Source organism: Castellaniella sp. WN (assembly GCF_054457555.1).
This window is the reverse complement of sequence record NZ_JBTKZC010000001.1, coordinates 1,126,004-1,152,371: the sequence shown is the minus strand read 5'-3', so window position 1 is coordinate 1,152,371 and position 26,368 is coordinate 1,126,004. Positions and strand designations below refer to the sequence as shown.

The window sequence follows — 26,368 nt, the reverse complement described above, 5'->3', positions numbered from 1 at the left end:
GTCGCCCATTTCTCGCCCGGGCTGGAGCGGGTGCTTCACGTGTGTAGACGCTCTCCGGCCCGGCGGCCGGGAGAATCCTTGCCGCTCCGCATTCAGTCCTTTTCCTCCAGCACGTGCGCCCACAATCGGCGCACCGCCTCGCGCTCGCGCCCGAATTCCGCCTGCGGCACGCGCGCCTTGTCGGCGCCCTGCAGGCGCAGGGTGTGCTGGCGCCGGCGAAAGACGCGGTAGGCGTCCGCCGTCTCGGCCGCGAGCGTGCCGGGGATCAGGCAGGCGCGCGCCGCCAGGCCCAGCAGGGCGATGTTGCCCAGATTGCCCAGCAGTTCAGGATGGGCGCCGGATTGGCTGAGCACCAGGAACTGGGTGATGAACTCGATGTCCACCATGCCCCCCCGGTCGTGCTTCAGGTCGAAGTCGCCGCTGCGGTTGGGGTGTCCCTGGGAAATCCGGTCTCGCATGGCGAGGACCTCGCGGCGCAGGACTTCGGGGTCGCGCGGCAGCAGCAGGATGCGCCGGCGGATGTCCTCGAAGCGGGCGCCGATGGCGGCGTCGCCCGCCACGAAGCGCGCCCGGGTCAGGGCCTGGTGCTCCCAGGGCCAGGCCTGCGTCAACTGGTAGTGCTCGAAGGCGTCGATGGGCAGGGCCAGCAGCCCGGCGTCGCCGTCCGGGCGCAGCCGCAGGTCGATTTCGTACAGCCGGCCCGACGAGGTCAGGGTGGACAGCCAGGACGCCACACGGCGCCCCAGCTTGGCGTAACGCTCGCCGGCCTCCTGGTCCGGATCGTCGTACAGGAAGACCAGGTCCAGGTCGGAGGCGTAGCCGATCTCTTTCCCGCCCAGCTTGCCGTAGGCGATGATGGCGAAGCGCGGCTCGCCCGGGTCGGCGCGGCGTTCGCGCGGCAGCACCTGGGGCCAGACCCGATGGATGGCCTCGGCCAGCATCAGATCGGCCAGGGCGGACAGGTGATCGGCCAGCCCCTCGACGCTGATGACGTTCTCCAGGTCCTGGGCCAATAACTGGAAGGTGATCTGGTGCTGGACATCGCGCATCAGGTTCATCTGCTGCTCCACGTCGGGCTGGCCGTCGGGCAGCAGGCAGGCGTCCAGGTCGCTGCGCAACTGTTCGGCCAGAGCCGGGAAATCGGGCGCCTGCATCAGGCTGCGCCATTCGATCAGACTGTCGAGCAGCAGCGGGTAGCGGGTCAGGTATTCCGAGGCCCAGGGGCTGGCATGGACGATGCGCGCCACGCGGGCCAGGGTTTCCGGGTATTCGGCAAGCAGCGCCAGGTAGGCGCTGCGCTGGGCGATGTGCTCCACCAGGTTCAGCAGCCGCTGCAGTGTGATGGGCGGATCGTCGGTGCGCGCCGCCGCCCGGGTCAGGCCCGGCAGCAGGGCATGCAGGCGCTTCAGGCTGGCGCGCGGCAGGCTGCGGATCCGGTGGCTGTCGAGCAGAGCGTCGATGCGCGCTTGCATGGTGTCGGCCTGGTCGTCCGATAGCGTCGTGGCGGGCGTTTCGGCCTGCGGGGCTTCCGGTTCCGGCGCATCGCCGCCCATGCCGGCGATGCGGAAGGCGTCGCGGAAGCATTGGGCGACGTGGGCGCGGTGCCCGTCCAGCTCGGCCAGGAATCCGGTCGCGTCCGCATGGCCCATGGCCCGGGCCAGGGCGGCCATGCCCTCGTCCGTGCGCGGCAGCAGGTGGGTCTGCTCGTCCTCGCGGTATTGCAGCATGTGCTCGACCCGCCGCAGGTGGACATAGGCGGCCTCCAGGCCGGTGGCCTGGGCCTCGTCGAGGATACCGGCACGGCGCTGCTTGTGCAGGGCCGCCAGCAGGTTGCGCTGCTGCAGGGAAGGCTGGCGGCCCGCCCGGATCAACTGGTTGAGCTGGACGACGAACTCGATCTCGCGGATGCCGCCTTCGCCCAGCTTGATGTTGTGGCGCGTGTCCAGGCCCTTGCGGGCCTGTGCGCGGCGCTGCCAGTCCATGCGGATGCGCTCGCGCAGGCCGCGCAGGGCCGAGAGCGCGTCGAAATCGAAGTATTTGCGGTACACGAAGGGCCGCCGCAAGGATTCGACGTCGCGCGCCTGGGCGGCGAAGGTCGTCTCGTCGAACAACGGGCAGGGGATCAGCCGGGCCTTGAGCCAGGCGTAGCGCTCCCATTCCCGGCCCTGGACCACCAGGTAGTTCTCCAGCGCGGCCAGGCTCCAGGCCAGCGGTCCGCCGTCGCCGTCCGGGCGCAGGCGCAGGTCGGTGCGAAAGACGATGCCGTCGGCGTCGGGTTCCGACAGGATCGGCATCATCAGCCGGCAGACCTTGCCGTAGAACTCATGATGGCTGATGCGCCGCCGGCCGTCGGTCTCGCCATCAGCATCGTAGAGCATGATCAGGTCGATGTCCGAGGAGACGTTCAGCTCCTTGCCGCCCAGCTTGCCCATGCCCAGGATCAGCATGTCCTGAGGCTGGCCGGTGTCGGGGTGGCGGGGAACTCCGTGCGTTTCCATGAGCGTGTGCATGGCGCAGGCGTAGGACTCGCCCACCGCCAGGTCGGCCAGGTGCGACATGGCGGCCACGACCTCGTGCAGGGGCGCCTGCCCGGCGATGTCGCGCACCGTCAGCGTGGCGAAGGCCCGGGCGCGCAGCCGCCGCAGGGCGCGCCTCAGGTCGGCCTGGGGGATGGGCCGGGTCGCGGCGGGACCGAGCAGTTCCGCGTACCAGTCGGCCAGGGTCTTGCGGGTGATGGGCCGGGCGGCGTCGGCCGTCAGGCGGGATTCCTCTCCGGGGTGCGCCGTCAGATAGCGCCGCAGGGCGCCGGACCATTGCAGGGCGGGCTTGAATATAATGGTCTCGGACATGGGGACTGCCTGCGGTGGGCGGGACCCGCCGTGCGCGGCGCGGGTTCCGGGGGTTTCCAAAGGGTTCCTAACATACTGCAAAAGGTGGCATGCGCCAATCCATTTCACGCCATGGTTCCACCTGGGGCCGCCGGCTGCTCGTGGTCGCCGTCGGCCTGTACTTCTGCATCGGGATCGCCCTGCTGGCCTTGCGGTATGCCGTGCTGCCGCAGATCGACGCCTGGCGTCCCAGTATCGACGCGCGATTGTCCGAGGCGCTGGGCGTCCGGGTCGAACTGGGCCCCATCCAGGTCCGCTGGCACGGCTGGAATCCAGAATTCGACGTGCGGGGCACGCGCCTGCGGGCTGCCGACGGCCGCGACCTGTTGATGACCATCCCCGAGGCGCGCGCGCGGCTGGACTGGCGGGCCATCCTGCCGGGACGCCGGGGGCTGCTGGACCTGCGGGTCCGCGGCATGGACCTGACGCTGGATCGGCTGCCGGACGGGCGTCTCGGCCTGTTGGGCCAGACTCTCGACCTGAGCGGTGCGCAGGATCCCGGGGACGCGCCCGCCCTGGGATGGCTGTTGGCCCAGCCCAGGATCGCATTCCACGATATCACCCTGCGCTGGGTGGACCAGGTGCGTGCCGCGCCCGAATTGCGCCTGGAAGGCGTCGAGGCCGTCATGGCCCGCGAAGGCGGGGCGCTCGGCGTATCGCTCAGCGCCCGGGTGCCCGACGCGGCCGATGCCCGGCTCGACCTGCGCGCGCGGCTGGCCGATCCCGACCGGCTGGCGCAGGGCCGCCTGCCCACCGATTGGCAGGCCTGGCTGCGGGTAGGGCCGGTCCGCTCGCGGGCCTGGCGCGCCTGGGCGGACGTGCCCGAGGACTTGCTGCGGGGGGGGATGCAGGCGCAGGCCTGGGTCCGGACCCGGGATGGCCGGCCCCGCCTGACCTTGCTGCTGGAGGCCGATGACGTGCGCTGGGCGGCGGACTCGGGGCTGTCCCTGGACATGCCCCGGGCCGGGATCTGGGCCGCTGGCGCGCTGGATCAATGGCAGGCCCTGGGCCGGGACGGTCCGATGCCCGACGGCCTGGATTTCCAGGTTCGCGCCCAGGGTGCGCGGGGAACCGTCCCCGCCGTATTCGGTCAGCCCCTGTCCCTGGGGCTCCTGGAAGTCCGGGGCCGGCTGCGGCACGCCGGGTCCTGGAACCTGGCGCTGGACGATCTGGATTGGCGCAACCCCGATATCGCCCTGCGGGGCGCGGGGACCTGGCAGTCCGGGGGGATCGCCGGCCGGGCCGATTTCCAGGGTACGATCGCTCACGCCCGCCTGGACGCGATCCATCGCTACTTGCCGCTCGATGTCAACCAGGATGCCCGGGACTGGCTGGCGGGCGGCCTGCATGCCGGCGAGGTCGTGGACGCCCGCTGGCGGCTGCAAGGCGACCTGGCGGAGTTCCCTTTCGGCAGCCAGCCGCGGGCGGGCGATTTCCGCGTCCAGGGGAGTTTTCGCGGCGCGCGCATCGAATTCGTGCCCGGGGCGGCGCCGAAGGACGCCTGGCCCATGCTGGAGGACGTCACGGGCACGGCCGACCTGCACCGAACCGACCTGAGGCTGACGGCCTCAGCGGCGCGGATGCGCCCCGGGTCCGGCCAGGAGATCGCCCTGTCGGGGCTGAAAGCCCGGATTCCGGACCTCGAACACGACTCCACCCTGCACATATCCGGTCAGACCGCCGCTCCCGGCGAGGCCTACATGGCGCTGATCCGGCGCTCGCCGCTGGCCACCCTGCTGGACGGCGTGTTCGACGAGGCGAGCGCCGGCGGCGACTGGAAAGTGCCCCTGTCCCTGACCATCCCCCTGCTGCACAGCCAGGACACCCAGGTCCAGGGGCGCGTGGACCTGCGGCAAGGCAGCCTGCAATTCCTGCCGCGCGCGCCGGCCATCCAGGATATCGACGGACAGCTGCATTTCAGCGAGCAGGGCGTGCGTATCGCCCAGCCCCTCACAGCGCGGCTCCTCGGAGGGGGGGTGAAGATCGGCGGCAGCCTGGGCGGGTCGCGGAGCACTGGCCTGGATTTCCAGGGCCGGATCGGCGCCCAGGCTCTGGCGGACTACGTGGGCGTGCCAGGCATGCGACGGATCACGGGCGCCCTGGACTATCGGGCCTTGCTGCGCCGGCAGGGTCGGGACACGGTCTTTACCCTGGATTCGGACACCATGGGTCTGGCGCTGGACTTTCCCGCGCCGCTGGCCAAGCCGGCTGAACAGCCCCGGTCCCTGCATGTGCAGTGGTCGGATGCCGATCCCGGGGCGGACCGGCTGGACGCGCAGTATGGCGACGCGCTGCGCCTGGCCCTGCGGCACGACCGCAAGACCCGGAACGGGCCGTATTTCCAGGGTGTCGCCGTCGGAGTGGGACGTGCCGCCGACGCCGGCGCGGACGGCCTGCGGGTCGAGATCGCCTACCCACTGTTCGACCTGGACCTGTGGAACCGTATCGTGGATGAGTTTTCAATCCCTCGGCGCGGCGTCGGCGCGCGGCGGTCGGCCGCGCGGCCGCTGTGGCCGGACCTGAGCGTGCTGAGCGCCCAGGCCGACCAACTCCGGTTGATGGGCACGCGCCTGGATCAGGCCGTGCTGCGGGTGCTGCGTTCCTCCGAGGAGCAATGGTCGATGAACCTGCGCTCGGAACAGACCGCCGGCACCCTCAAGTGGCAGGAACGTGATGGGCGGGTGCTGGGCCGCATGTCGGCCCGCTTCTCCCGCCTGAGCCTGGGCGACGATCCGCGCGATGCCCGGTCCCTGCTGCCCGAGGCTGAGCCCGACGAGGAGGCCTCGTTCGACGACGATCTGGAGATTCCGGGCATCGTGCTGCAGGCCGACGAACTGCGCCTGTACGGACACTCGATGGGCGCCTTGTCCCTGGAAGGTGTGCGTGATGGCGCTCGCCATGTCTGGGAACTGAACAACCTGCGTCTGGGCGACGAGGATGCACGCTTGCGCGGGTCGGGCACCTGGCGCCTGCGTGGACCGGAGCGCGGGCTGGAACTGAACGCCTCGGTCCAGGCCGGCAACCTGGGCGCGTGGATGGATCGGGCCGGCTGGAAGAACGTGATGTCCGGCGGCGAGGGCACACTCAAGGGGCGGTTCCATTGGCGCAACCTGCCCTGGACGCGCGAGAAGGCGGATCTGAGCGGCACGCTGGAGATCGAGCTCGACAAGGGCCGGTTCCAGAAACTGGGCTCGCACACGGCCAAGCTGCTGGAGTTCCTGTCCCTGCAGTCCATCGCCCGGCTGACGAAGCTGGATCGCGGGCTGGCCGGCCTGCCCAAGGACGGCTTCCCCTTCGACCAGTTTCGCGGCGCGCTGGACATGGACCGGGCGAACGTGAAGATCCGCGATTACAAGGTGATCGGATCGGCGGGCACCATCCTGCTCGAAGGCAGTACCAATGTCGTGGACGAGACCCTGGACATGCAGGCCGTCATCGTGCCCAATCTGGACGTCAGCGGCGCGGCGCTGGCCGCCGGCATCGCCGTCAATCCTCTGATCGGCCTGGGCGCTTTCGTCACGCAATGGCTGCTGAAGGCGCCGCTGGCCAAGAGCATGGCGGTGCGCTACCGCATCACGGGATCGTGGGACGATCCCGAAGTCCAGGACATGCCGGTGGCCGCGGAGCCCGTGGCCGGCGGAGGCTGATCGGCCGGCCCGCGGCTGCGCGGCGTTTTCCGCCGGGTGCTTCAGCGCAGCTGCAGGGTCTTCAGGTGCAGACTGGTTTCGGTCGCGGAAATGCCCTTGATCAGACGGATGTGCTCCAGGGCGTCGGAGAGCTGGGCGATATTGGTGACCCGCAGTTCCGCCAGCAGGTCCCAGCGGCCATTGGTATCGTGCAGCGCCCATACGGCCGGCTCGCCGGAGAGGGCATGGATGATGCGCGAGGCTTCGTGGCCCTCGATCGCGATGCTCATCCAGGCGATGATTTCCTGCGGTTGCGCATCGGCCTGCACCCGCACGGTATAGCCCAGGATGATGTGATCGCGCTCCATGCGGGCGATGCGGTTGCAGATGGTGCCGCGCGAGACCCCCAGTTTCTTGGCCAGTGTCGCGACCGAGATGCGGGCATCGCCGCGCAGGTAGGAGAGGATCTGGTGATCGAGCGAGTCCATTCCAAGTCTCGTTTTAATTAAAGTGTCAGAGAGAATATTAGAATTGTTCAAAATATTATCATTTTTTATAGAAAATTGACGCTATGAATTGGCTTCCCTATCGAGAATAATGAATCCAGCCCGACCGGGAACATTCCGGCGGGCCCTCGATCCCGCCGGCGCCGTGCGCCGCGGACCCGGGGGCTGGCGCGCAGAGGCTCCGGGCGACAGGGCAAGGACACAATAATCAGATAAGGAGACGCATCATGGCATTGATGCTGACGACGACCGATGTATCCACGCTGGTCGGCCGCATGGACATCCGCAGGGCATTGGACCTGCTGTCCCGCTACATTCAGGACGACTTCGTCCGCTGGGAGTCGTTCGAGAAGACGGCCCGCCTGGCCAGCCACTCCGAAGTCGGCGTGATCGAGCTCATGCCGACGGCCGACACGGATCGTTATTCCTTCAAGTTCGTCAACGGCCATCCGTCCAACCCCTTCCGGGGCCTGCCCACCGTGATGGCCTTCGGCGCTCTGGCGGAGGTCAGCACCGGCCGGCCGCTGCTGCTGAGCGAATTGACGCTGACGACCGCCTTGCGGACGGCCGCCACGTCGGTCATGGCCGCCCGTGTCCTGGCACGTCGCGATGCCCGCGTCATGGCGCTGATCGGCAACGGGGCCCAGAGCGAATTCCAGGCGCTGGCGTTCCATCACCTGCTGGGCATCGACACCCTGAGGATCCACGACGTCGATCCGGAGGCCACCCGCAAGCTGATGCGCAATCTGGCCGGTGTCCGGGGACTGGACATCCAGCCGGTCCGCGGTGTCCGGGAAGCCGTGAACGGGGCGGACATCGTCACGACGGTCACGGCCGACAAGGCCAACGCCCTGATCCTGACGCCCGACATGGTCCAGCCGGGCATGCACATCAACGCCGTGGGCGGCGATTGCCCGGGCAAGACCGAGCTGCATGCCGACATCCTGTCGCGCGCGACGACCTTCGTGGAATTCGAGCCCCAGTCCCGGATCGAGGGTGAAATCCAGCAGATGCCCGCCGACTATGCGGTGGTCCCTCTCTGGGAAGTCCTGGCCGGGCGGACCGCGGGGCGCCGGTTCGATGACGAGGTCACTGTATTCGATTCCGTGGGCTTCGCGCTGGAGGATTTCTCCGCCCTGCGTTTCCTGTGGGATCAGGCGCGCGCACTGCGGATCGGACGCGAGTTCGAGCTGGTCCCGGAGGCGGGAGATCCCAAGGATCTGTTCGGCGCCATGCGGCGGCTGGACTCCGGCCGGGTTTCGCACGCCGCCGGGGAGATGGACGGAGCGGGCGAGGCGGCGCTGGCATGCCCGCACGAAGCCTGATCCGGCGCGGACTCATGATGACGGAAAAAGTGGCCGCCCTGATCGGCGTGCCGACGGATATCGGGGCGGGCACGCGCGGCGCGTCCATGGGACCGGAGGCCCTGCGTGTGGCCGGCCTGGCGCGTGCCCTGGCCCGGCAGGGGCTGCGTGTGGAGGACACCGGCAACTTGGCCGGCCCCTCCAATCCCTGGCAGCCGCCGGTCGGCGGCTATCGGCATCTGTCCGAGGTGCTGCAATGGAATCGCGCCCTGTTCGACGCCGTGACGGCGCAGTTGCAGGCGGACCGCATGCCCGTCGTGCTGGGGGGGGACCATTGCCTGGGCGTCGGCTCGGTGGGCGCGGTTGCCCGCCATTGTCGCCGGACGGGGCGCCCCCTGAGGGTGCTCTGGCTGGACGCCCATACGGATTTCAATACGGCGCGCCTGACGCCCAGCGGAAATGTGCATGGGATGCCGGTCGCCTGCCTGTGCGGCTTCGGTCCCGACGAATTGGTGAACCTGGGCGGCGATGGCCCCGCCTTGCGGATCAGCGACTTGCGCATGATCGGCATTCGCAGCGTCGATCGCCAGGAACGCCTGTTCGTGCGTGAACAGGGTCTGGATGTGTACGACATGCGCATGATCGACGAACTCGGCATGCGGGCGGTGATGCAGGCGGCCCTGGCGGATCTGCCCGGGGACGCCCACGTCCACGTCAGCTTCGATGTGGATTTTCTGGACCCGTCCTATGCGCCCGGGGTGGGCACCACCGTGCAGGGCGGGCCCACTTGGCGCGAGGCCCAGCTGTGCATGGAGATGCTGGCGGACACGGGCCGGGTCGCCTCGCTGGACATCGTCGAGCTGAATCCGGCGCTGGATGTGCGCAATGGCACCGCCGAGGCGGCTGTGCAGATGGTTGAAAGCCTTTTCGGCAAGAGCACCCTGGTGCGGGAGAAACCGCTGAAATCTTGACCCGACCCCCGGGACGATCAGACATCCCGGGGGCTTTTTCCATAAAAAACAGGAGACAAACCCATGAAGAATCTGAAAACCCTGGCGGCCACGCTGATGCTGGCCTGCGGTCTGGGGGCCGGCGTTTCCGCGCAGGCGGAGACCCTGCGCGTCGGCCTGGAGGCCGCCTATCCGCCCTTCAGCGCGCCCAGCGCGAAGGGCGGCTATGTGGGATTCGACATCGACATCGCCAATGCCTTGTGCAAGCAGATGCAGGTCGAGTGCGTCTTCGTCGCGCAGGACTGGGACGGCATCATTCCCGCCCTGATGGCGCGCAAGTTCGATGCCATCATTTCGTCCATGGCCGTCACGAAAGAGCGCTCCGAGCAGGTCGATTTCACCGAACACTACTATCGCACTTCGATGTCCGTGGCCGTGTTGCGCGACGCCGGATTCCAGTCCACGGACGCGGCGGCGTTCAAGGGCAAGGTGGTCGGGGCCCAGTCCTCCAGCACGCCCGGCATGTACGCCGAGGACGTTTACGGCAAGGCCGGCGCCGAGGTGCGCCTGTATCCGACCGCCGACGAGGCGGGCAGCGATCTGGCCAGCGGCCGCCTGGATGCCCTGGTCCACGACAAATATCCCCTGATCGAGTGGATGCGCAAGCACAGCAAGGACTGTTGCAAACTGCTTGGCGACCTGCCTGACACGCAGGGGGACATCGCCATCGCGGTGCGCAAGGGCGACGATGCCCTGCGGACCCGCTTGAACGAGGCCATCCGGGCGATTCGCGCCGATGGCTCCTATCAGCGGATCTCCCAACGCTACTTCGGTCTCGATATTTATTGACCCGGGTTGGCGGCGCAAGCCGCCGTTTGCATGATCCACACGGAGCGGCCCGGCCAGGGCCGATGCTTCCATGCTCGATTTATTGCAATTGCTTTCCTGGGGCGAGAGCGGATGGGGCGATGCCTTGCTGGCCGGCGCCCTGGTCACGATCCTGCTGGCGTTGTGCTGCGTCCCCTTCGGTTTTCCGCTGGGGCTGCTGGTGGCGCTGGGCAGCCAGTCGCGGCGAGCCTCCGCGCGTCTGTCGGCCACGGTGTTCTCGACCGTGTTCCGCGGCCTGCCGGAACTCCTGACGCTGTTCCTGGTGTATTACGGCAGCCAGATCGCGGCTGAAAGGCTGATGCGGCATTTCGGCCACGAGGGCGGTATCGCCGTCAACGCCTTCGTCGCGGGCGTGATCGCCTTCAGTCTGGTGCTGGCCGCTTTTTCCAGCGAAGTCTGGCTGGGCGCTTTCAAGGCCATTCCGGCGGGACAGGCCGAGGCGGCGCGGGCGCTGGGGCTGTCGCGCTGGACCGCGCTATGGCGGGTGACGTTCCCCCAGTTGATGCGGGTGGCCTTGCCGGGCCTGACGAACAACTGGCTGACCCTGCTCAAGGACACGTCGCTGGTTTCGACCATCTCGCTGGCGGACATCATGCGCCAGACCAGCCAGGCCGTGACGGCGACGCGCGAACCTGTGCTGTTCTACAGCGCGGCCTGCGTGCTGTACCTGATCCTGTCGGCGGCCTCCGGCCTGTTATTTTCCCGCGCCGAGGGCTATTTTTCGCGCCACTTGCAAAAGGCCTGACCGCCATGGAATCCGTCACGAGTCTTTTGTCCCATATCCTGAGTCCATCCTTGCTGGAGGCCTACGGCCCGCGCATGCTCGAAGGCTTCTGGATCACCATCAAGCTGGTGTCGCTGTCGTTCGTCCTGGGCTGGCTGCTGGCCTGGGTGCTGGTCCTGGGACGGCTTTCGGACCATCGGCTGGCCCGGGGACTGAGCCGCGGCTACGTCTATTTCTTTCGCGGCTCGCCGCTGCTGGCCCAGTTGTTCCTGCTGTATTACGGCATGAGCGCCTTTCGCGGGTTCTGGCAGTCGATCGATCTGTGGTGGTTCTTCCGGGATCCCTGGTGGTGCGCACTGCTGGCCTTCACCCTGAACACGGCGGCCTATCAGGCCGAAATCTTTCGCGGCAGTCTCCTGGCCATTCCCGCCGGGCAGAGGGAGGCTTGCCGGGCGCTCGGCCTGGGACCGGCACGGGCCTTCCTGCGCGTGATCCTGCCGCAGTCCATGCGGATCGCGATCGGGCCGCTGGGCAATGAAATGATCCTGCTGGTCAAGGCCAGCGCGATCGCTTCCCTGGTGACCGTCTACGACGTGATGGGCGTCACCAAACTGGCTTATTCCAGAAGCTTCGATTTCGAAATCTATCTTTGGGCCGCGGCGCTGTACCTGCTCATCGTCGAGGTGTTGCGACGTGCGCTGCGGATCATGGAGGGACGCCTGTCCCGCCACCTGGGCCGCTAGGGCCCGCTTACGGACCGAATCGTCATGAACGCTCCCATCCAGCATCGCTATCTGCAAGACTCCCTGGCCGGCGGCGCGTCCGCCGTGATCGACATCCGAGGCCTGAACAAATGGTATGGCGACTATCACGCCTTGAGGGACATCGACCTGCGTGTTTGCCAGGGCGACCGGATCGTCCTGTGCGGACCTTCGGGTTCGGGGAAGTCCTCGCTGATCCGCTGCATCAACCGGCTGGAGGAGGCCCAGCACGGCCGGATCGAAGTGCTGGGGGCCGACATCATGAGCGCCGCGTCCAGGGCGGCGCCGGTCCTGCGGGATATCGGCATGGTGTTCCAGCACTTCAATCTGTTCCCGCATCTGACGGTGATGGACAATTGCACGCTGGCGCCCATGTCGGTGCGCGGGCTTCGACGCCAGGAAGCCCGGGAGCGTGCCTGCCATTTCCTCGACAAGGTCGGCATGCGTGCGCATTTGCACAAATATCCGGCCCAGCTTTCCGGCGGCCAGCAGCAGCGGGTCGCGATCGCCCGGGCGCTGTGCATGGATCCGAAGATCATCCTGTTCGACGAGCCCACGGCCGCCCTCGATCCCGAGATGGTCAAGGAGGTGCTGGACGTGATGGTGCAATTGGCCGACAGCGGCGTGACGATGCTGTGCGTCACGCATGAAATGGGCTTTGCGCGCCAGGTGGCCGGCCGGGTGCTGTTCCTGGACCAGGGGAGCATCGTCGAGGACAATGATCCCGTCTCTTTCTTCACCATGCCGCGCAGCGATCGGGCGCGGGCCTTTCTGCGGCGGATCCTGGTTTGAGGGGGCTGGCCATGAAAAAAGCTCCCGAAGGAGCTTTTTTCATGGGTGGGGGAAGACCATCCGATGCGTCATCAGTACACCCCTTGGGCCAGCATGGCGTCGGCGACCTTCACGAAGCCGGCGATGTTGGCGCCGTTCAGGTAATTCACGGTCTTGCCCGCGCCGCCGTAGCGTACGCAGTTCTCGTGGATGTCGCGCATGATGGCGTGCAGCTTGGCGTCGACTTCCTCGCGGGTCCAGTGCAGGCGCTGGGCGTTCTGGCTCATTTCCAGGCCGGACACGGCCACGCCGCCGGCGTTGCTGGCCTTGCCGGGGGCGTACAGCACGCCGGCCGCGATGAAGGCTTCGGCCGCTTCGATGGTGGACGGCATGTTGGCGCCTTCCGCCACGCAGCGCACGCCGTTGGCGATCAGAGTGCGGGCGTCCTCGATCTCCAGTTCGTTCTGCGTCGCGCAGGGCAGGGCCACGTCCACGGGCACGTGCCAGGGGCGCTTGCCGGCTTCGTAGGTCAGGCCGAACTGCTTGGCGTATTCCTCGACGCGGCCGCGCTTTTCGTTCTTCAGTTCGATCAGGGCCGCCAGCTTTTCCGGCGTGAAGCCCGCCGGGTCCACCACGCAGCCGTGGGAGTCGGACACCGTGACGACCTTGGCGCCCAGCTGCAGGCATTTTTCGATGGTGTATTGCGCCACGTTGCCCGAGCCGGAGACCGAGACCGTGTAGCCTTCGAGTGACTGGCCGGCGTGCTTGAGCATTTCCTCGGCGAAGTAGACCGTGCCGTAGCCGGTGGCTTCGGGGCGGATCAGGCTGCCACCGAAGCTCAGGCCCTTGCCGGTGAAGACGCAGGCGCTCTGGTTGGACAGTTTCTTCATCATGCCGGCCATGAAGCCGACCTCGCGGGCGCCCACGCCGATGTCGCCGGCCGGCACGTCCGTGTCCGGGCCCAGGTGGCGATGCAGTTCGATGATCAGGGCCTGGCAGAAGCGCATGACTTCGGCGTCGGACTTGCCCTTGGGGTCGAAGTCGGAACCGCCCTTGCCGCCGCCCATGGGCAGGGTGGTCAGCGCGTTCTTGAAAGTCTGCTCGAAGGCCAGGAATTTCAGGATGGAGAGGTTCACCGAGGGGTGGAACCGCATGCCGCCCTTGTAGGGACCGATAGCCGAACTGTGCTGGATCCGGAAGCCCCGGTTGACCTGGATCCGGCCGGCATCGTCCATCCAGCTGATGCGGAACTGCAGGGCGCGTTCGGGCTCGACGAGGCGTTCGAGCAAGGCCTGGCTGGCGTAGCGCGGGTTCTGCTGGATGAAGGGCCACAGGCTGTGCATGACTTCTTTCACGGCCTGCATGAATTCGGGTTGATGCGGGTCCCGGGCCTGAATCCGGGTGAGGAACTGATCGACGGAAGGAAGTGTCATCAAAGGTGCTCGCTTATGCTTATTTCTTCATCATGTCAAAAAATTCGGCGTTGTTTTTGGTGGCCCGGATTTTGTCCAGGATGAATTCCATCGCATCGACGTCATCCATGTCGTGGATGAACTTGCGCAGTACCCAGATCTTCTGTAGAAGTTCGGGCTTGATCAGGAGCTCTTCGCGACGCGTGCCGGATTTGTTCAGGTTGATGGCCGGGTAGATGCGTTTCTCGGCCAGTCGGCGCTCCAGGTGCACCTCGGAATTGCCGGTGCCCTTGAATTCTTCGTAGATCACTTCGTCCATGCGGCTGCCGGTCTCGATCAGGGCCGTGCCGATGATCGTCAGCGAGCCGCCTTCCTCGAGGTTGCGCGCGGCGCCGAAGAAGCGCTTGGGGCGTTGCAGGGCGTTGGCGTCCACCCCGCCGGTCAGGACCTTGCCCGAGGCCGGCACCACGGTGTTGTAGGCGCGCGCCAGGCGGGTGATCGAATCCAGCAGGATGACCACGTCCTTCTTCATCTCGACCAGGCGCTTGGCCTTCTCGATGACCATTTCGGCGACCTGGACGTGGCGCGTGGCCGGCTCGTCGAAGGTGGAAGCCACGACCTCGCCGCGCACGGTGCGCTGCATTTCGGTGACTTCCTCGGGGCGCTCGTCCACCAGCAGCACGATCATCACCGCGTCGGGGTAGTTGTCGGTGATGGCGTGCGCGATGTGCTGCATGATCACCGTCTTGCCGGATTTCGGGCTGGCGACGATCAGCGCCCGCTGGCCCTTGCCGATGGGCGCGAAGATGTCCATGATGCGCCCGGTGACGTTTTCCTTGCTCTTGATGTCGCGTTCCAGCACCAGCGGCTCGTCCGGGTGCAGCGGCGTCAGGTTCTCGAACATGATCCGGTGCTTGATGGCTTCCGGGACCGTGCCGTTGACCTTGTCGACCTTGACCAGCGCGAAGTAGCGTTCGCCATCCTTCGGGGTGCGAACCTCGCCCTCGATGGAGTCGCCCGTGTGCAGGTTGAAGCGCCGGATCTGCGACGGCGAGATGTAGATGTCGTCGGTGCTGGCCAGGTAGGACGTTTCAGGCGAGCGCAGGAAACCGAAGCCGTCGGGCAGGACTTCCAGGACCCCGTCGCCGAAGATCTGTTCGCCCTGCTTGGCCCGCCGCTTCATGATGGCAAACATCAGTTCCTGTTTGCGCAGCCGGTTGGCATTTTCGATCTCGAGACCGGCGGCCATTTCGAGCAGCTGCGAAACGTGCAGCGCTTTGAGTTCGTTCAGGTGCATGGGAAAGAGGGGAGAGGGAAGAAGAGAGAGGTCGTCGGATGATCGGCGAACCCGGGACCGGGTTCGCGCGCGGAATCAAAGCGGATGGATGGGAAGGATCAGAGGGCTTCGTCGAGGAAGGCCTGGAGCTGGGCGCGGGACAGGGCCCCGACCTTGGTGGCGGCGACCTTGCCTCCCTTGAACAGCATCAGGGTGGGAATGCCGCGGATGCCGTACTTGGCCGCGCTCTCCGGGTTTTCGTCGACGTTCAGCTTGGCGATGGCGAGGCGGCCCTTGTACTGGGCGGCGGCTTCGTCGAGCAGGGGGGCGACCATTTTGCAGGGGCCGCACCATTCGGCCCAGTAGTCGACCAGGACGGGCAGATCGGATTGGAGCACGTCGCCCGAAAAGGACGCGTCGCTGACGTGCTTGATGGAGTCACTCATGTCGTGTGCGCGGATGCGAGGATAGGAGAAGGCAGCGGACCGGAAAGAATCCGCCCCGAGGAAGGGCGCGTCGGTCCAATGGCGATAAGCATACCATTAATTCTCCGTAAAATAGACGTCTTTTGAATCCTCAGATGGACAGAAAACATTGAGCACCGCACGCTACGATGAATCGTCGATCCGCGTCCTCAAGGGACTGGAGCCTGTGCGCCAGCGGCCCGGGATGTACACGCGCACCGACAATCCGCTGCATATCATCCAGGAAGTCGTCGACAACGCCGCCGACGAGGCGCTGGCCGGCTACGCCCGCAGCATCGAGGTTGTGCTGCATGCCGACGGAAGCCTGACGGTCGAGGACGACGGTCGCGGCATTCCGGTTGGCGAGCACCCCGAGGAACATGCGCCCGTGGTCGAGCTGGTTTTCACCCGCCTGCACGCGGGGGGCAAGTTCAGCAAGGCCGATGGCGGCGCCTACGCCTTTTCCGGCGGCCTGCACGGCGTGGGGGTGTCGGTCACCAACGCCCTGTCCACGCGGCTCGAGGTCACCGTCTGGCGCGACGGCGGTGAATGGCGCATCGTCTTCGCCGACGGCGACGTGGTCGAGCCCCTGGCCCGGGTGGGCAGCGTGGGGCGGCGACGCTCCGGAACCCGGGTGCGGGCCTGGCCGGATGCGCGCTATTTCGATCATGCCCAGGTGCCGCTGGGCGACCTGGAGCACGCGTTGCGCAGCAAGGCCGTGCTGCTGCCGGGCACGCGGGTGGCGCTGGCGCTGGAAAAGACCGGCCAGCGGCGCGAATGGCACTACGAATCCGGCCTGCGCGGCTATCTGAACGAAGCCCTGGGGGGGGCGCAGACCCTGGCGCCGCCGTTCGAAGGCGGCCAGCACGCGGACCCGGACGACGAGCAGTACGCGCCGGGCGAGGGCGCCCAGTGGGTCGTGGCCTGGACCGAAGAAGGCCCCGTGGTGCGGGAATCCTACGTCAACCTGATCGCCACGCCGGCCGGCGGCACCCATGAATCGGGCCTGCGCGAGGGGCTGTTCAACGCCGTCAAGTCCTTCGCCGAACTGCACAATCTGCTGCCCAAGGGCATCCGGTTGCTGCCCGAGGACGTCTATGCGCGCGCCAGCTTCATCCTGTCGGCCAAGATCCTGGATCCGCAGTTCCAGGGCCAGATCAAGGAGCGCCTGAACAGCCGCGACGCGGTGCGCCTGGTGGGCGGGTTCCTGCGCAACGCGCTGGAACTGTGGCTGCACGCCAACGTGGAATACGGCCGGAAGATCGCCGAACTGGCCATCGGCCAGGCGCAGGCCCGCTCGCGCGCCGCGCGCAAGGTCGAGAAGCGCAAGGGATCGGGGGTGGCCGTGCTGCCGGGCAAGCTGACCGACTGCGAATCGACGGACACCGGCCGCACCGAGGTCTTCCTGGTCGAGGGCGACTCGGCGGGCGGCTCGGCCAAGATGGGTCGCGACAAGGAATTCCAGGCCATCCTGCCGTTGCGTGGCAAGATCCTGAACGCCTGGGAAGTCGAACGCGACCGGCTGTTCGCCAACCAGGAGATCCACGACATCTCCGTGGCCATCGGCGTCGATCCGCATGGCCCTGGACAGGAAGCCGATCTGTCGGGCCTGCGCTACGGCCGCATCTGCATCCTGTCGGACGCGGACGTGGACGGCGCGCACATCCAGGTGCTGTTGCTGACCCTGTTCCTGCGCCATTTCCCGCGCCTGATCGAGACCGGTCACGTCTACATCGCCCGTCCGCCGCTGTTCCGCGTGGACGTGCCGGCGGCCGGCAAGCGCCCGGCGCGCAAGCTCTATTGCCTGGACCAGGCGGAGCTGGACGCGGTCCTGGAAAAGCTGCGTGGCGAGGGCCTGCGCGAAGGCGGCTGGCGCATCAGTCGTTTCAAGGGGTTGGGCGAGATGAATGCAGAGCAACTCTGGGACACGACGCTGAATCCGGATACCCGCCGTCTGGCGCGGGTGCGCCACGGCGACGAGGGCCTGGCGGCCTCGGCGCGCATGTTCGACATGCTGATGGCGCGCGGCGAGGCCGCCCAGCGGCGTGGCTGGCTGGAAGAAAAAGGCAATCTGGCCGACGTGGATGTGTAAGGGACTGGAATGGATCTGAATCAGACTGAATCGCCGGACGGCGGAGACGACGACGGCCTGGAGCTGGCGCGTTACGCCGAGCAGGCCTACCTGGACTATGCGGTGTCGGTGGTGCGCGGCCGCGCGCTGCCGGAGGTGTCCGACGGCCAGAAGCCGGTGCAGCGCCGCATCCTGTATGCCATGGATGCCATGGGCCTGGGGCCGCAGGCCCGGCCAGTGAAGTCCGCCCGCGTGGTGGGCGACGTGCTGGGCAAATACCACCCGCACGGCGACCAGGCGGCCTACGACGCCATGGTGCGCATGGCGCAGGATTTCGCCCTGCGCTATCCCCTGATCGACGGGCAGGGCAACTTCGGCTCGCGCGACGGCGACAACGCGGCCGCCATGCGCTACACCGAGGCCCGTCTGACGCCGTTCTCCCGGCTGCTGCTGGACGAGCTGGACGAGGGCACGGTCGATTTCACGCCCAACTATGACGGCAGCCAGCAGGAGCCCGTGTGCCTGCCGGCGCGTCTGCCGATCATGCTGCTGAACGGCGCCTCGGGCATCGCGGTGGGCATGGCCACCGAAATCCCCTCGCACAACCTGCGCGAGGTCGCGCGGGCCTGCGTGGCCCTGCTGCGCAAGCCCGGCCTGTCCGACGAGGAACTGTTCGCCCTGGTGCCGGGGCCGGACTTCCCCGGCGGCGGCCAGATCATCACGCCGGCCGAGGACATCGCCCAGGTCTACGCCGGCGGCCGGGGGACCCTGAAGGCCCGCGCGCGCTGGCATTTCGAGGACATGGCGCGCGGCCAGTGGCAATTGGTGGTGACCGAACTGCCGCCCGGCGCCTCGGCCCAGAAGATCCTGGAGACCATCGAGGATCTGACCAATCCCAAGCCGCGCGCCGGCAAGAAATCTCTGTCGGCCGAGCAGCAGCAGATCAAGGCGCTGGTGCTGGGCATGCTGGATTCGGTGCGTGACGAATCCGGCAAGCAGGACCCCGTGCGACTGGTCTTCGAGCCCAAGACCAGTCGCATCGACCGTGACGAATTCGTCAACATGCTGCTGGTCCGGACCGGGTTGGAAGGCAATGTGTCGATCAATCTGGTGTGCATCGACACCGACGGACGGCCCGGCCAGCGCAGCCTGCGCCAGGTTCTGGCGTCCTGGCTGGATTTCCGCGCGCAGACGGTCACGCGGCGCACCCGCCATCGCCTGGACAAGGTGCTGGACCGCATCCACATCCTGGAAGGCCGCAGCATCGTCTATCTGAACGTGGACGAGGTCATCCGCACCATTCGCGAGGCGGACGAGCCCCGCGCGGCGCTGATGGAACGCTTCCGCCTCAGCGAACGCCAGGCCGACGACATCCTGGAAATGCGCCTGCGCCAACTGGCCCGGCTGGAGGGCATCCGCATCGAACAGGAATTGGAGAAAAAGCGCGAAGAGCAGGTGGCGCTGCAAGAGCTGCTGGACGATCCCGCGGCGTTCAAGCGCCTGATGATCCGCGAGATCGAGGCCGACGCCAAGCAATATGGCGACGACCGCCGCACCCTGATCGAAACCGCCGAGCGCGCCGTCCTGGAAACCCAGGTGGTGGACGAGCCGGTCACGGTGGTAGTGTCCCAGAAGGGCTGGCTGCGCGCCCGCCAGGGGCATGGCCACGATGCGTCGCAGTTCGGCTTCAAGACGGGCGACGCCCTGTACGACGCCATCGAATGCCGCAGCACGCAGGAACTCATGGCCCTGTCCAATACCGGCCGGTCCTACAGCATCGCGGTGTCCAGTCTGCCGTCGGCGCGCGGCGACGGGCAGCCGGTGACCTCGATGATCAGCCTGGAGGCGGGCAGCCGCATCGTCCACATGCTGGCGGGCGCGACCGATCGGCGCATCCTGCTGGGCGTGGCCTCCGGCTTCGGCTTTCTGGCGCGGATCGGCGATCTGTCCACCCGGCAGAACGCGGGCAAGCAGTTCATCACGCTGGACAAGGGCGACACGCTGCTCAAGCCGCTGCTCCTGCGCGCGGACGACACGGCCGTGGCGTTCCTCAGCCGCAAGGGCAAGTTCCTGGTGGTGGCGCTCGATGAACTGAAGACGCTGGCCAGCGGCGGGCGCGGCACCATCCTGATGGGGCTGGACGAGGGCGATCGCATCGAGCAGTGGGCCGGCGTGGGCGCCTCGGGCGTCGTGCTGCGCGGCATCTACCGGGCGCGCGACGCGGAACTGGTTCTGACGCCCGACGAACTGGCCCTGTATGCCGGCCGGCGGGCCCGCAAGGGACGCCTGCTGGACGTCAAGCTCAAGCAGCCCAGCCTTTGGCCGGGGACGGGGGACTAGAATAGGGCTCCTGCACTGCAACATGCCGATGGAATCCATATCATGAGCTTCAAGGTCACGGTGCTGCCGGTCAACCGGGAATTTACGGTCGAGTCGGGGCAGACGGTCCTGGATGCCGCACTGGCTGCCGGTATCGTCCTGCCCTACAGCTGCCGCAACGGCACCTGCTCCACGTGCGAGGGCCGGGTGGTTTCGGGCGAATACGACGCGGGGCCCGCGCCGGCCCGCATCCTGGATGCGGCCGATCTGGCCCGGGGACATACCCTGCTGTGCCAGGCGCGCCCGTCTTCCGATCTGGTGATCGAGGCCCGCGAGATCCGCATGGCCGACGACATCGTGGTGCGCAAGATGCCGGTGCGGGTGCTGTCCCTGGAACCGCTGGCGCCCGACGTGATGGAAATCACCCTGCAGCTGCCCTCGGCCGAGGCCTTCCGTTTCCAGCCGGGGCAATACCTGGAATTCATCTTCAAGGACGGCAGCCGGCGCAGCTATTCCATGGCCTGCGCCCGGGCCGACGATCACCGCGTGCGCCTGCACGTGCGCCACATGCCGGGCGGGCTGTTCACCAGCCGTGTCTTCGGCGAAGGCAACGAGCCGCTCAAGCCGCGCGAGATCCTGCGCATCGAAGGCCCTCTGGGTTCGTTCTTCCTGGACCCCGACGACGCGCGGCCGATCGTCTTCCTGGCCAGCGGCACGGGCTTCGCTCCCATCCAGGCCATGATCGAAGACATGATGGCCCGGGGCGATGCGCGCCCGGCGACGCTGTACTGGGGCGGGCGCCGTCCCGCCGACCTCTACCGGCACCCCCTGGCGCTCGAATGGCGGGACCGCCTGCCGGACTTTCGCTACGTGCCGGTCCTGTCCGAGGCCGGGCCCGGCGACGGCTGGACGGGGCGCACCGGGTGGGTCCACCAGGCCGTCATGGACGATCTGCCCGATCTGTCCGGTCACCAGGTCTACGCCTGCGGCGCTCCGGCCATGGTCGAAGCCGCGCGCCGCGACTTCGTGAAGCAGTGCGGGCTGTCGCCCGAGGCCTTCCACGCCGACGCCTTCACCTCCGCTGCGGACCGGGTCGGGGCCGAGGCATGAAAATCGCGGTCTTTGGCGCGGGCATCATCGGGGTGTCCAGCGCGTGGTGGCTGGCGCGCGCCGGTCACGAAGTCGAGGTCGTCGAGCGCCGTCCGGGCGCGGCCCTGGAGACCAGCCGGGCCAATGGCGGCCAGATCTCCGTCTGCTATGCCGAGCCCTGGGCCAGCGCGCACACGCTGCGCAAGGTCGTGCGCTGGATCGGACGGTCCGACGCGCCGCTGCGTGTGTCGCTTCGCCTGGATCCCCGGCAATGGCTGTGGTGCGCGCGCTTCCTGAACGAATGCCGCGAACCGCGTTTCGCGGCGAACCTGCGCGCCATGGTGGCCCTGGCGCAATATAGCCGCGCCACGCTGCGCGAACTGCGGACGGCGCTGAACATCGAATACGATCACCTGGAACGCGGCATCCTGGCCTTCTACCGCGATCCGCGGGAATTCGAGCACGCCCGGACCAGCGCCGCGCGGATGCGTGAACTGGGCGTGGACCGGCGCATCGTCGACGCGGCCGAGGTCCTGCGTATCGAGCCGGCGCTGGCGGCGTCCCGGAATCCGATCATCGGTGGCGACTTCACGGCCGACGACGAGTCCGGCGACGTGCATTTGTTCACGCGCGCCCTGGCCGAACGGGCGCGGGACGCGGGCGTGACCTTCCGCTATGGCACCCGGGTGAACCGGCTGGTGCCCGTGGATGGGCGCATTTCGGTGGCCGAGCTGATCGAACCCGACGGCTATTTCCAGCCCCTGCAGGCCGACGCCTACGTGCTGGCCCTGGGCAGCTTCACCCCGGAGCTGACCGCGCCGCTGGGCCTGTCCTGCCCGGTCTGGCCGGCCAAGGGCTATTCCGCGACCTTCCGCCTGCATGACCCGGAGGCCGCGCCCATGGTCAGCCTGGTCGACCAGGAGGCCAAGATTGTCTTCTCGCGCCTGGGCGACCGGCTGCGCATGGCGGGAACGGCCGAAATCGGCGGTTATTCCCGCGCTCTGGATACCGGACGTTGCAATCGGCTGGTCGAGCAGGCCCGCGCCCTGTTCCCAAGTGCCCTCGATTTTGCTAATGTTCAGTTCTGGTCCGGCCTGCGGCCCACGACGCCTTCCAACGTCCCCCTCATCGGCCGTACCCGCATACGCAATCTCTACCTGAACACGGGCCATGGCAGTCTCGGCTGGACCATGGGAGCGGGCTCGGGCAGGGTGCTGGCTGACCTGGTGTCCGGACGGACGCCGGATATCGACTTTCCTTTTTTGGATTGACTCATCATGAATCTTTCTTTCGGCTCCGGTGCGCTGCGTCCGGGGATGCGCGCTGTCTGGACGCTCGTGGCCGCTGTCGCGGCCGCGCCCGCCTGGGCTGCGACCGAAGTGCCAGTCTGGCACACTCTCCAGGGCCATAACGCCGAGGTCTTCCAGGATCTGGTCAAGGCCTACAACCGCAGCCAGTCCGACGTCAAGGTCGTGGCGCGCGTCTTCGACACGCCCGAGGCGCTCGACCAGGCGCTGGGCGCCGCCGCCCAGGCCAAAAACCTGCCCGCCCTGGCGCAGATCGGCGACAGCCACACGCTGGAAGACATCGCCCAACGCAGCTACGTGCAGCCATTCCACGCGCTGCAGAAGTCCTCGGCGCTGAAGAACACGCGCTGGTTCGTGTCCTCGGACAACGCCTTCATCCATGACGCCAAGGGCCAGTTGATGGCCTTTCCGTACATGCTGGAAATCCCCGTCATGTACTACAACCAGGACGCCTTCAAGAAGGCCGGCCTGGTGCCCCCCGAGCCGCAGCGCACCTGGATGAACCTGCAGGGTCAGCTCGTGACCATGGCCAACAACGGTTCGCGCAAGTGTCCGCTGACCTCAGATCTGCCGGTGTCGATCAACCTGGAAAACCTGGCGGCGGTCAACAACCAGCTCTACGCCAGCGCCGACAACGGCCTGAAGGCCAAGGGCCTGCCCAGCTTCTCCTTCGATTCCACCTACGTGCGCCACCTGGCCCTGATGATCAGTTGGGTGCGTTCCGAGATCATGGTGCGCCCGGACGCCGGCATGCATTCCATCGACCGCTTCGCCAAGGGCGAGTGCGCCGTGCTGATGTCCAGTTCCGGCCACATCGGCGAATTCAGCGATCAGCGCAAGCTGAACTACGCGGTGTCCGGCCTGCCGTACTATCCCGAAGTCACGCGCAAGCCCGGCAATCCTTTCGTCAGCGGCGCCGGCCTGTGGGTCATGAAGACCTCCAAGCCCGTCACCGACGCCACGGCCGCCTTTCTGGGCTGGCTGTCGCAGCCCGGGCAGGCCGCGCGCTGGTATCAGCAGACCGGCTTCCTGCCGCTGACGCAGGCCGCCTTCGACGCCACGCCCGCCAGCTACTACGCCAAGCTGGGCCAATGGCGTGACCTGGTGGCGGTCTACAGCGGCAAGGCCGTCCTGACGGCCCAGGGCTTCCGCATCCACAACTACCCGGCCATCCGTTCGCGTTTTCAGCAGATCCTGGATTCCGCGCTCAGCGGCCAGCAGCCCGCGGTCACCGCCCTGAATACGGCTTCGGCCGAGGCCAACAAGCTGGTGCGCCAGCGCTGATCATGGCGCCGGGTTGCAACGGCGGCCCGGGTTCCGATGGCCCTGGCTTCGGTGTGACCGCCGCTGCCTGATGTCCTCCGCCCCCGGAGTTGCGTCGATTCCACGGCGCGGCTCCGGGGGCGGACCTTTTCATCCGTTCGTATTTCCCAGTCTGGCGGCCCGCGCCCGGGCACGCCACCATGGGCACCGTGATGCACGACCACGGTGTCGTCGGGGGAAAAACATGATCAGGATATTGGGCACGGGGCTGCTGTTGGCGGGATTGGGGGGCTGCGCCGCCCCGGCGGACGGCGCCTGGTGGCGCGAACTGGCGGGGCTGCCCCAAACGCCCGGCGTCTACCGTTTCGACTGGCGCATCGCGGGCGATCCCGCGCTGGCGCCGCTACAGGTCTTCGACGACGGGCGCGAGACCTGGCTGCAGTATCCCGCTGGCCAGGCGGAGCCCGCCGTGTTCGAGCGCACCGCCCGGGGCGACCGGCTGCTGCGGCCCCGCCGGGATCGGGATTACCTGGTTCTGGGCGGTGTGCCGGAACGTATCGTCCTGCGCGGAGGTCTGTCGCGGGCCGAGGCCTGGCGCGAGCCCGAGGCACCCTCGGCGGACGCCATTCCGGCCGCGTTCGTGTCCGTTCCGGCCGCCACAAGCCTGGAGACGGCACCGGACCGGGCGGCGGTGACGCCGGTGGCGCACCTGCCGATGCCCGCGCCGCGCCCCCGGCCGATTCCGCCTCCGGTTCCACCCATGCATCCGGCGCCGCTCGCCCGGCCCGCCGGCAACGCGGGCGGCCCGATCGCGGCCTCGTTCGCGCCCGCCGCCCGGGCACCGGCCAGGAGCCGTACCTCGCCCTTCGAAGTCACGCCGGCCGACGGCAACGTCCGGCGGGCGCTGGGGCGCTGGGCACATGCCGCGGGCTGGACCTTCGAACCCGAGCACTGGGACGTCGACGCCGATATTCCCCTGGCGGGTTCCGCTGCCTTCGGGGATTCGTTCCGCACGGCTGTGCGCGGTCTGCTGTCCGCCACCGAACTCGGGGACCGGCCGGTTCAGCCCTGCTTCTACGCCAATCGGGTCCTGCGCGTGGTGCCGCTGGCGCAGCGCTGCGACCGGACCCGGGTGCCGGGAGCCGGCTCGTGACGCCCCGCCGCCGGCTTGCTCCGGCCGTCCTGTGCCTGTGCCTGGGGCTGTCCGGGTGCGCCTTCTCCGAGCGCCTGCGCCAGGCGGCGGGCGACTTCCGCCAAGCGGACGAGACCGCGTCCCGCGAGCACGACCGGTTTTCCCGGGCCGCGACCGATGCCGACGCGCGGCGGGCCGCCCAGGATATCGACCGGCCCTGGGTCGCCGGGCGGGCGCAGCCGCTGGCCCGCGAACTGACGCTGCCCGTCCCCCTGCGCGCCCGCGTGCGCACGACCCTGCTGTTTGCCGATGGCACCGGCGATCTGCGCCGCATCGCGCGGCGCATCGCGGCCGTCACCGGGATCCCGGTTCACGTGCGTCCGGACGCCCTGCTGCCGTCCGGACTCTTCCTGCCGCGCCTGGCGGGTGGCGCGGGGCAGGGCGTCACGGTTGATGATCCATCCGGGCCCTTCGACCTGACATCCGGCCCCGCACCCCTGCCGCAAATCCTCGACAGCCTGTGTGCGCATCTCGGGGTGCGCTGGCGCTACGAACGGGACCGCATCGAATTCTTCCGTACCGACACCCGGGTCTTCAATGTCCAGGCGCTCACGCTGGCCGCACGCGTCCAGGCGTCGCTGGGGCAGGGGAGGGATTCCTCCGAGGGAGGTTTCGTCAGCGCTTCCGGCACGCGCCTGAGCGGCGGCGACCAGGACGTGATGAAGACCGTCCGCGCCCGGATCGAGCCGTTCCTGTCCCGGGCCGGCGTGCTGGTGGCCGAATCCGGGGCCGGGGCGTCGGTCGTCGTCACCGACATGCCCGACGTCCTGGACCGCATCGCCCGCTACCTGGACCAGGAGAATCGCGCCCTGACGCGGCGCGTGCGCCTGGTCTTCGAAGAGCTGACCGTGGCCTTGAGCGAACAGGCCCAGGCCAGCATCGATTGGAACCTGGTCTTCTCCGGCGCCCGCCTGGCTGCCGGCCTGGCGGTGCCGGCCCTGGCCGGCGGCACGGGCGGGAGGCTGGGGGCGGAGATCGTTCAAGGATCCTTTTCCGGCAGCGAGGCCGTCATCCGCGCCCTGGGTGAGTCCGTCCGGCTGGTGCGGCGCAGCAGCGTACCGATGCTCAGCCTGAATCGCAGGCCAGTGTCGCATGCGGTGCGCACGACGTTCTCGTACATCGACCGGATTGAAACCACGCCGGTATCCGGCGCCACCGGCCTGGCGGTGCCGGCCGTATCCGTCAACCAGAAGGCCGAAACCGTCGGATCCCTGCTGACCCTGGTGCCCGATGCCCAGGAAGACGGTCGGATCCTGCTGTCGCTGGCCTACGACAATACCGTGGCCCAGCCCCTGAAGACCGTGACCTTCGGTGACAAGGACCACCCCCTGCAATTGCAGCAGCTGACCATCGAGGGCAACGGGACGGTGCAGCAACTGGCGCTGCAACCGGGACAGCCGCTGGTGGTGTCGGGGTTCGACCGGCAGACTGCCGAGTCCGCCGAACGTCGCCTGAACCCGGGCGTGCCCGCGCTGTTCGGCGGCGGCAACCAGCTCAATGCCCAGCGGCTGACCACGGTGCTGATCATCACCGCCCAGGTCGAGGAGGGGCTCTGAC

The 26,368-nt window shown here is 67.9% G+C and carries 19 protein-coding genes; 14 read left to right on the top strand and 5 right to left on the bottom strand.

Features of this window, described 5'->3' with window-relative positions:
- Positions 1 to 92: 92 nt before the first annotated feature.
- Entirely contained in the window at positions 93 to 2,849 is a 2,757-nt protein-coding gene (gene glnE / locus ACTPOE_RS05250) for a bifunctional [glutamate--ammonia ligase]-adenylyl-L-tyrosine phosphorylase/[glutamate--ammonia-ligase] adenylyltransferase (protein ID WP_458871163.1), read from the bottom strand.
- Between the two features lie 89 nt (positions 2,850 to 2,938).
- Here glnE and ACTPOE_RS05245 point away from each other — a divergent pair, with 89 nt between their 5' ends.
- On the top strand, positions 2,939 to 6,535 hold the full coding sequence (locus ACTPOE_RS05245) for a YhdP family protein (RefSeq protein WP_458871162.1): 3,597 nt from the start codon (positions 2,939 to 2,941) through the stop codon (positions 6,533 to 6,535).
- A 41-nt stretch (positions 6,536 to 6,576) separates the two neighbouring features.
- Here ACTPOE_RS05245 and ACTPOE_RS05240 read toward each other — a convergent pair whose 3' ends face one another.
- A complete protein-coding gene (locus ACTPOE_RS05240; protein WP_458871161.1) occupies positions 6,577 to 7,002 on the bottom strand; it encodes an Lrp/AsnC family transcriptional regulator in 426 nt (141 codons plus the stop codon).
- 245 nt (positions 7,003 to 7,247) lie between these two features.
- Here ACTPOE_RS05240 and ACTPOE_RS05235 point away from each other — a divergent pair, with 245 nt between their 5' ends.
- The 6 genes from ACTPOE_RS05235 (at position 7,248) to ACTPOE_RS05210 (ending at position 12,439) form a co-directional block, all read left to right on the top strand.
- Positions 7,248 to 8,345 (top strand): ornithine cyclodeaminase, encoded by a 1,098-nt coding sequence (locus tag ACTPOE_RS05235; protein ID WP_458871160.1) that lies wholly within the window; start codon positions 7,248 to 7,250, stop codon positions 8,343 to 8,345.
- Between the two features lie 14 nt (positions 8,346 to 8,359).
- The gene (gene rocF / locus ACTPOE_RS05230; protein WP_458871159.1) at positions 8,360 to 9,295 is read left to right on the top strand and encodes an arginase; all 936 of its coding nucleotides are present in this window, start codon (positions 8,360 to 8,362) and stop codon (positions 9,293 to 9,295) included.
- Positions 9,296 to 9,358: 63 nt separating this feature from the next.
- Positions 9,359 to 10,123: a transporter substrate-binding domain-containing protein gene (locus ACTPOE_RS05225; protein ID WP_458871158.1), complete on the top strand. Its 765-nt coding sequence runs from the start codon at positions 9,359 to 9,361 to the stop codon at positions 10,121 to 10,123.
- A 70-nt stretch (positions 10,124 to 10,193) separates the two neighbouring features.
- Complete coding sequence (locus ACTPOE_RS05220) at positions 10,194 to 10,907, top strand: ABC transporter permease (protein WP_458871157.1); 714 nt, start codon at positions 10,194 to 10,196, stop codon at positions 10,905 to 10,907.
- A gap of 5 nt (positions 10,908 to 10,912) precedes the next feature.
- Positions 10,913 to 11,629 carry an ABC transporter permease gene (locus ACTPOE_RS05215; RefSeq protein WP_458871156.1) on the top strand — a complete coding sequence of 239 codons (717 nt, stop codon included), beginning with the start codon at positions 10,913 to 10,915 and terminating at the stop codon, positions 11,627 to 11,629.
- A gap of 24 nt (positions 11,630 to 11,653) precedes the next feature.
- Positions 11,654 to 12,439, top strand: a complete 786-nt coding sequence (locus tag ACTPOE_RS05210) for an amino acid ABC transporter ATP-binding protein (RefSeq protein WP_458871155.1) — start codon at positions 11,654 to 11,656, stop codon at positions 12,437 to 12,439.
- 71 nt (positions 12,440 to 12,510) lie between these two features.
- Here the strand turns inward: ACTPOE_RS05210 and gdhA are convergent, their stop codons facing one another.
- The 3 genes from gdhA to trxA form a co-directional block, all read right to left on the bottom strand.
- Positions 12,511 to 13,851, bottom strand: a complete 1,341-nt coding sequence (gdhA, locus tag ACTPOE_RS05205) for an NADP-specific glutamate dehydrogenase (protein ID WP_458871154.1) — start codon at positions 13,849 to 13,851, stop codon at positions 12,511 to 12,513.
- Positions 13,852 to 13,870: 19 nt separating this feature from the next.
- Positions 13,871 to 15,127 carry a transcription termination factor Rho gene (gene rho, locus ACTPOE_RS05200; RefSeq protein ID WP_458871153.1) on the bottom strand — a complete coding sequence of 419 codons (1,257 nt, stop codon included), beginning with the start codon at positions 15,125 to 15,127 and terminating at the stop codon, positions 13,871 to 13,873.
- Between the two features lie 98 nt (positions 15,128 to 15,225).
- A complete protein-coding gene (gene trxA / locus ACTPOE_RS05195) occupies positions 15,226 to 15,552 on the bottom strand; it encodes a thioredoxin TrxA (protein ID WP_458871152.1) in 327 nt (108 codons plus the stop codon).
- 148 nt (positions 15,553 to 15,700) lie between these two features.
- Between trxA and ACTPOE_RS05190 the strand changes: the two genes are divergently transcribed.
- The 7 genes from ACTPOE_RS05190 (at position 15,701) to ACTPOE_RS05160 (ending at position 26,367) form a co-directional block, all read left to right on the top strand.
- The gene (locus ACTPOE_RS05190) at positions 15,701 to 17,662 is read left to right on the top strand and encodes a DNA topoisomerase IV subunit B (protein ID WP_458871151.1); all 1,962 of its coding nucleotides are present in this window, start codon (positions 15,701 to 15,703) and stop codon (positions 17,660 to 17,662) included.
- 9 nt (positions 17,663 to 17,671) lie between these two features.
- Complete coding sequence (gene parC, locus ACTPOE_RS05185) at positions 17,672 to 19,981, top strand: DNA topoisomerase IV subunit A (RefSeq protein WP_458871150.1); 2,310 nt, start codon at positions 17,672 to 17,674, stop codon at positions 19,979 to 19,981.
- A 42-nt stretch (positions 19,982 to 20,023) separates the two neighbouring features.
- Positions 20,024 to 21,070: a CDP-6-deoxy-delta-3,4-glucoseen reductase gene (locus tag ACTPOE_RS05180; RefSeq protein WP_458871149.1), complete on the top strand. Its 1,047-nt coding sequence runs from the start codon at positions 20,024 to 20,026 to the stop codon at positions 21,068 to 21,070.
- Positions 21,067 to 22,320: a D-amino acid dehydrogenase gene (locus tag ACTPOE_RS05175; RefSeq protein ID WP_458871148.1), complete on the top strand. Its 1,254-nt coding sequence runs from the start codon at positions 21,067 to 21,069 to the stop codon at positions 22,318 to 22,320. Before ACTPOE_RS05180 ends, ACTPOE_RS05175 begins: the two co-directional genes overlap by 4 nt.
- Positions 22,321 to 22,326: 6 nt before the next feature.
- Positions 22,327 to 23,640, top strand: a complete 1,314-nt coding sequence (locus ACTPOE_RS05170; protein WP_458871147.1) for an extracellular solute-binding protein — start codon at positions 22,327 to 22,329, stop codon at positions 23,638 to 23,640.
- 223 nt (positions 23,641 to 23,863) lie between these two features.
- Complete coding sequence (locus ACTPOE_RS05165; RefSeq protein WP_458871146.1) at positions 23,864 to 24,772, top strand: TrbG/VirB9 family P-type conjugative transfer protein; 909 nt, start codon at positions 23,864 to 23,866, stop codon at positions 24,770 to 24,772.
- Entirely contained in the window at positions 24,769 to 26,367 is a 1,599-nt protein-coding gene (locus ACTPOE_RS05160; RefSeq protein WP_458871145.1) for a hypothetical protein, read from the top strand. The genes ACTPOE_RS05165 and ACTPOE_RS05160 overlap by 4 nt, the downstream gene beginning before the upstream one ends.
- Position 26,368 lies beyond the last annotated feature (1 nt).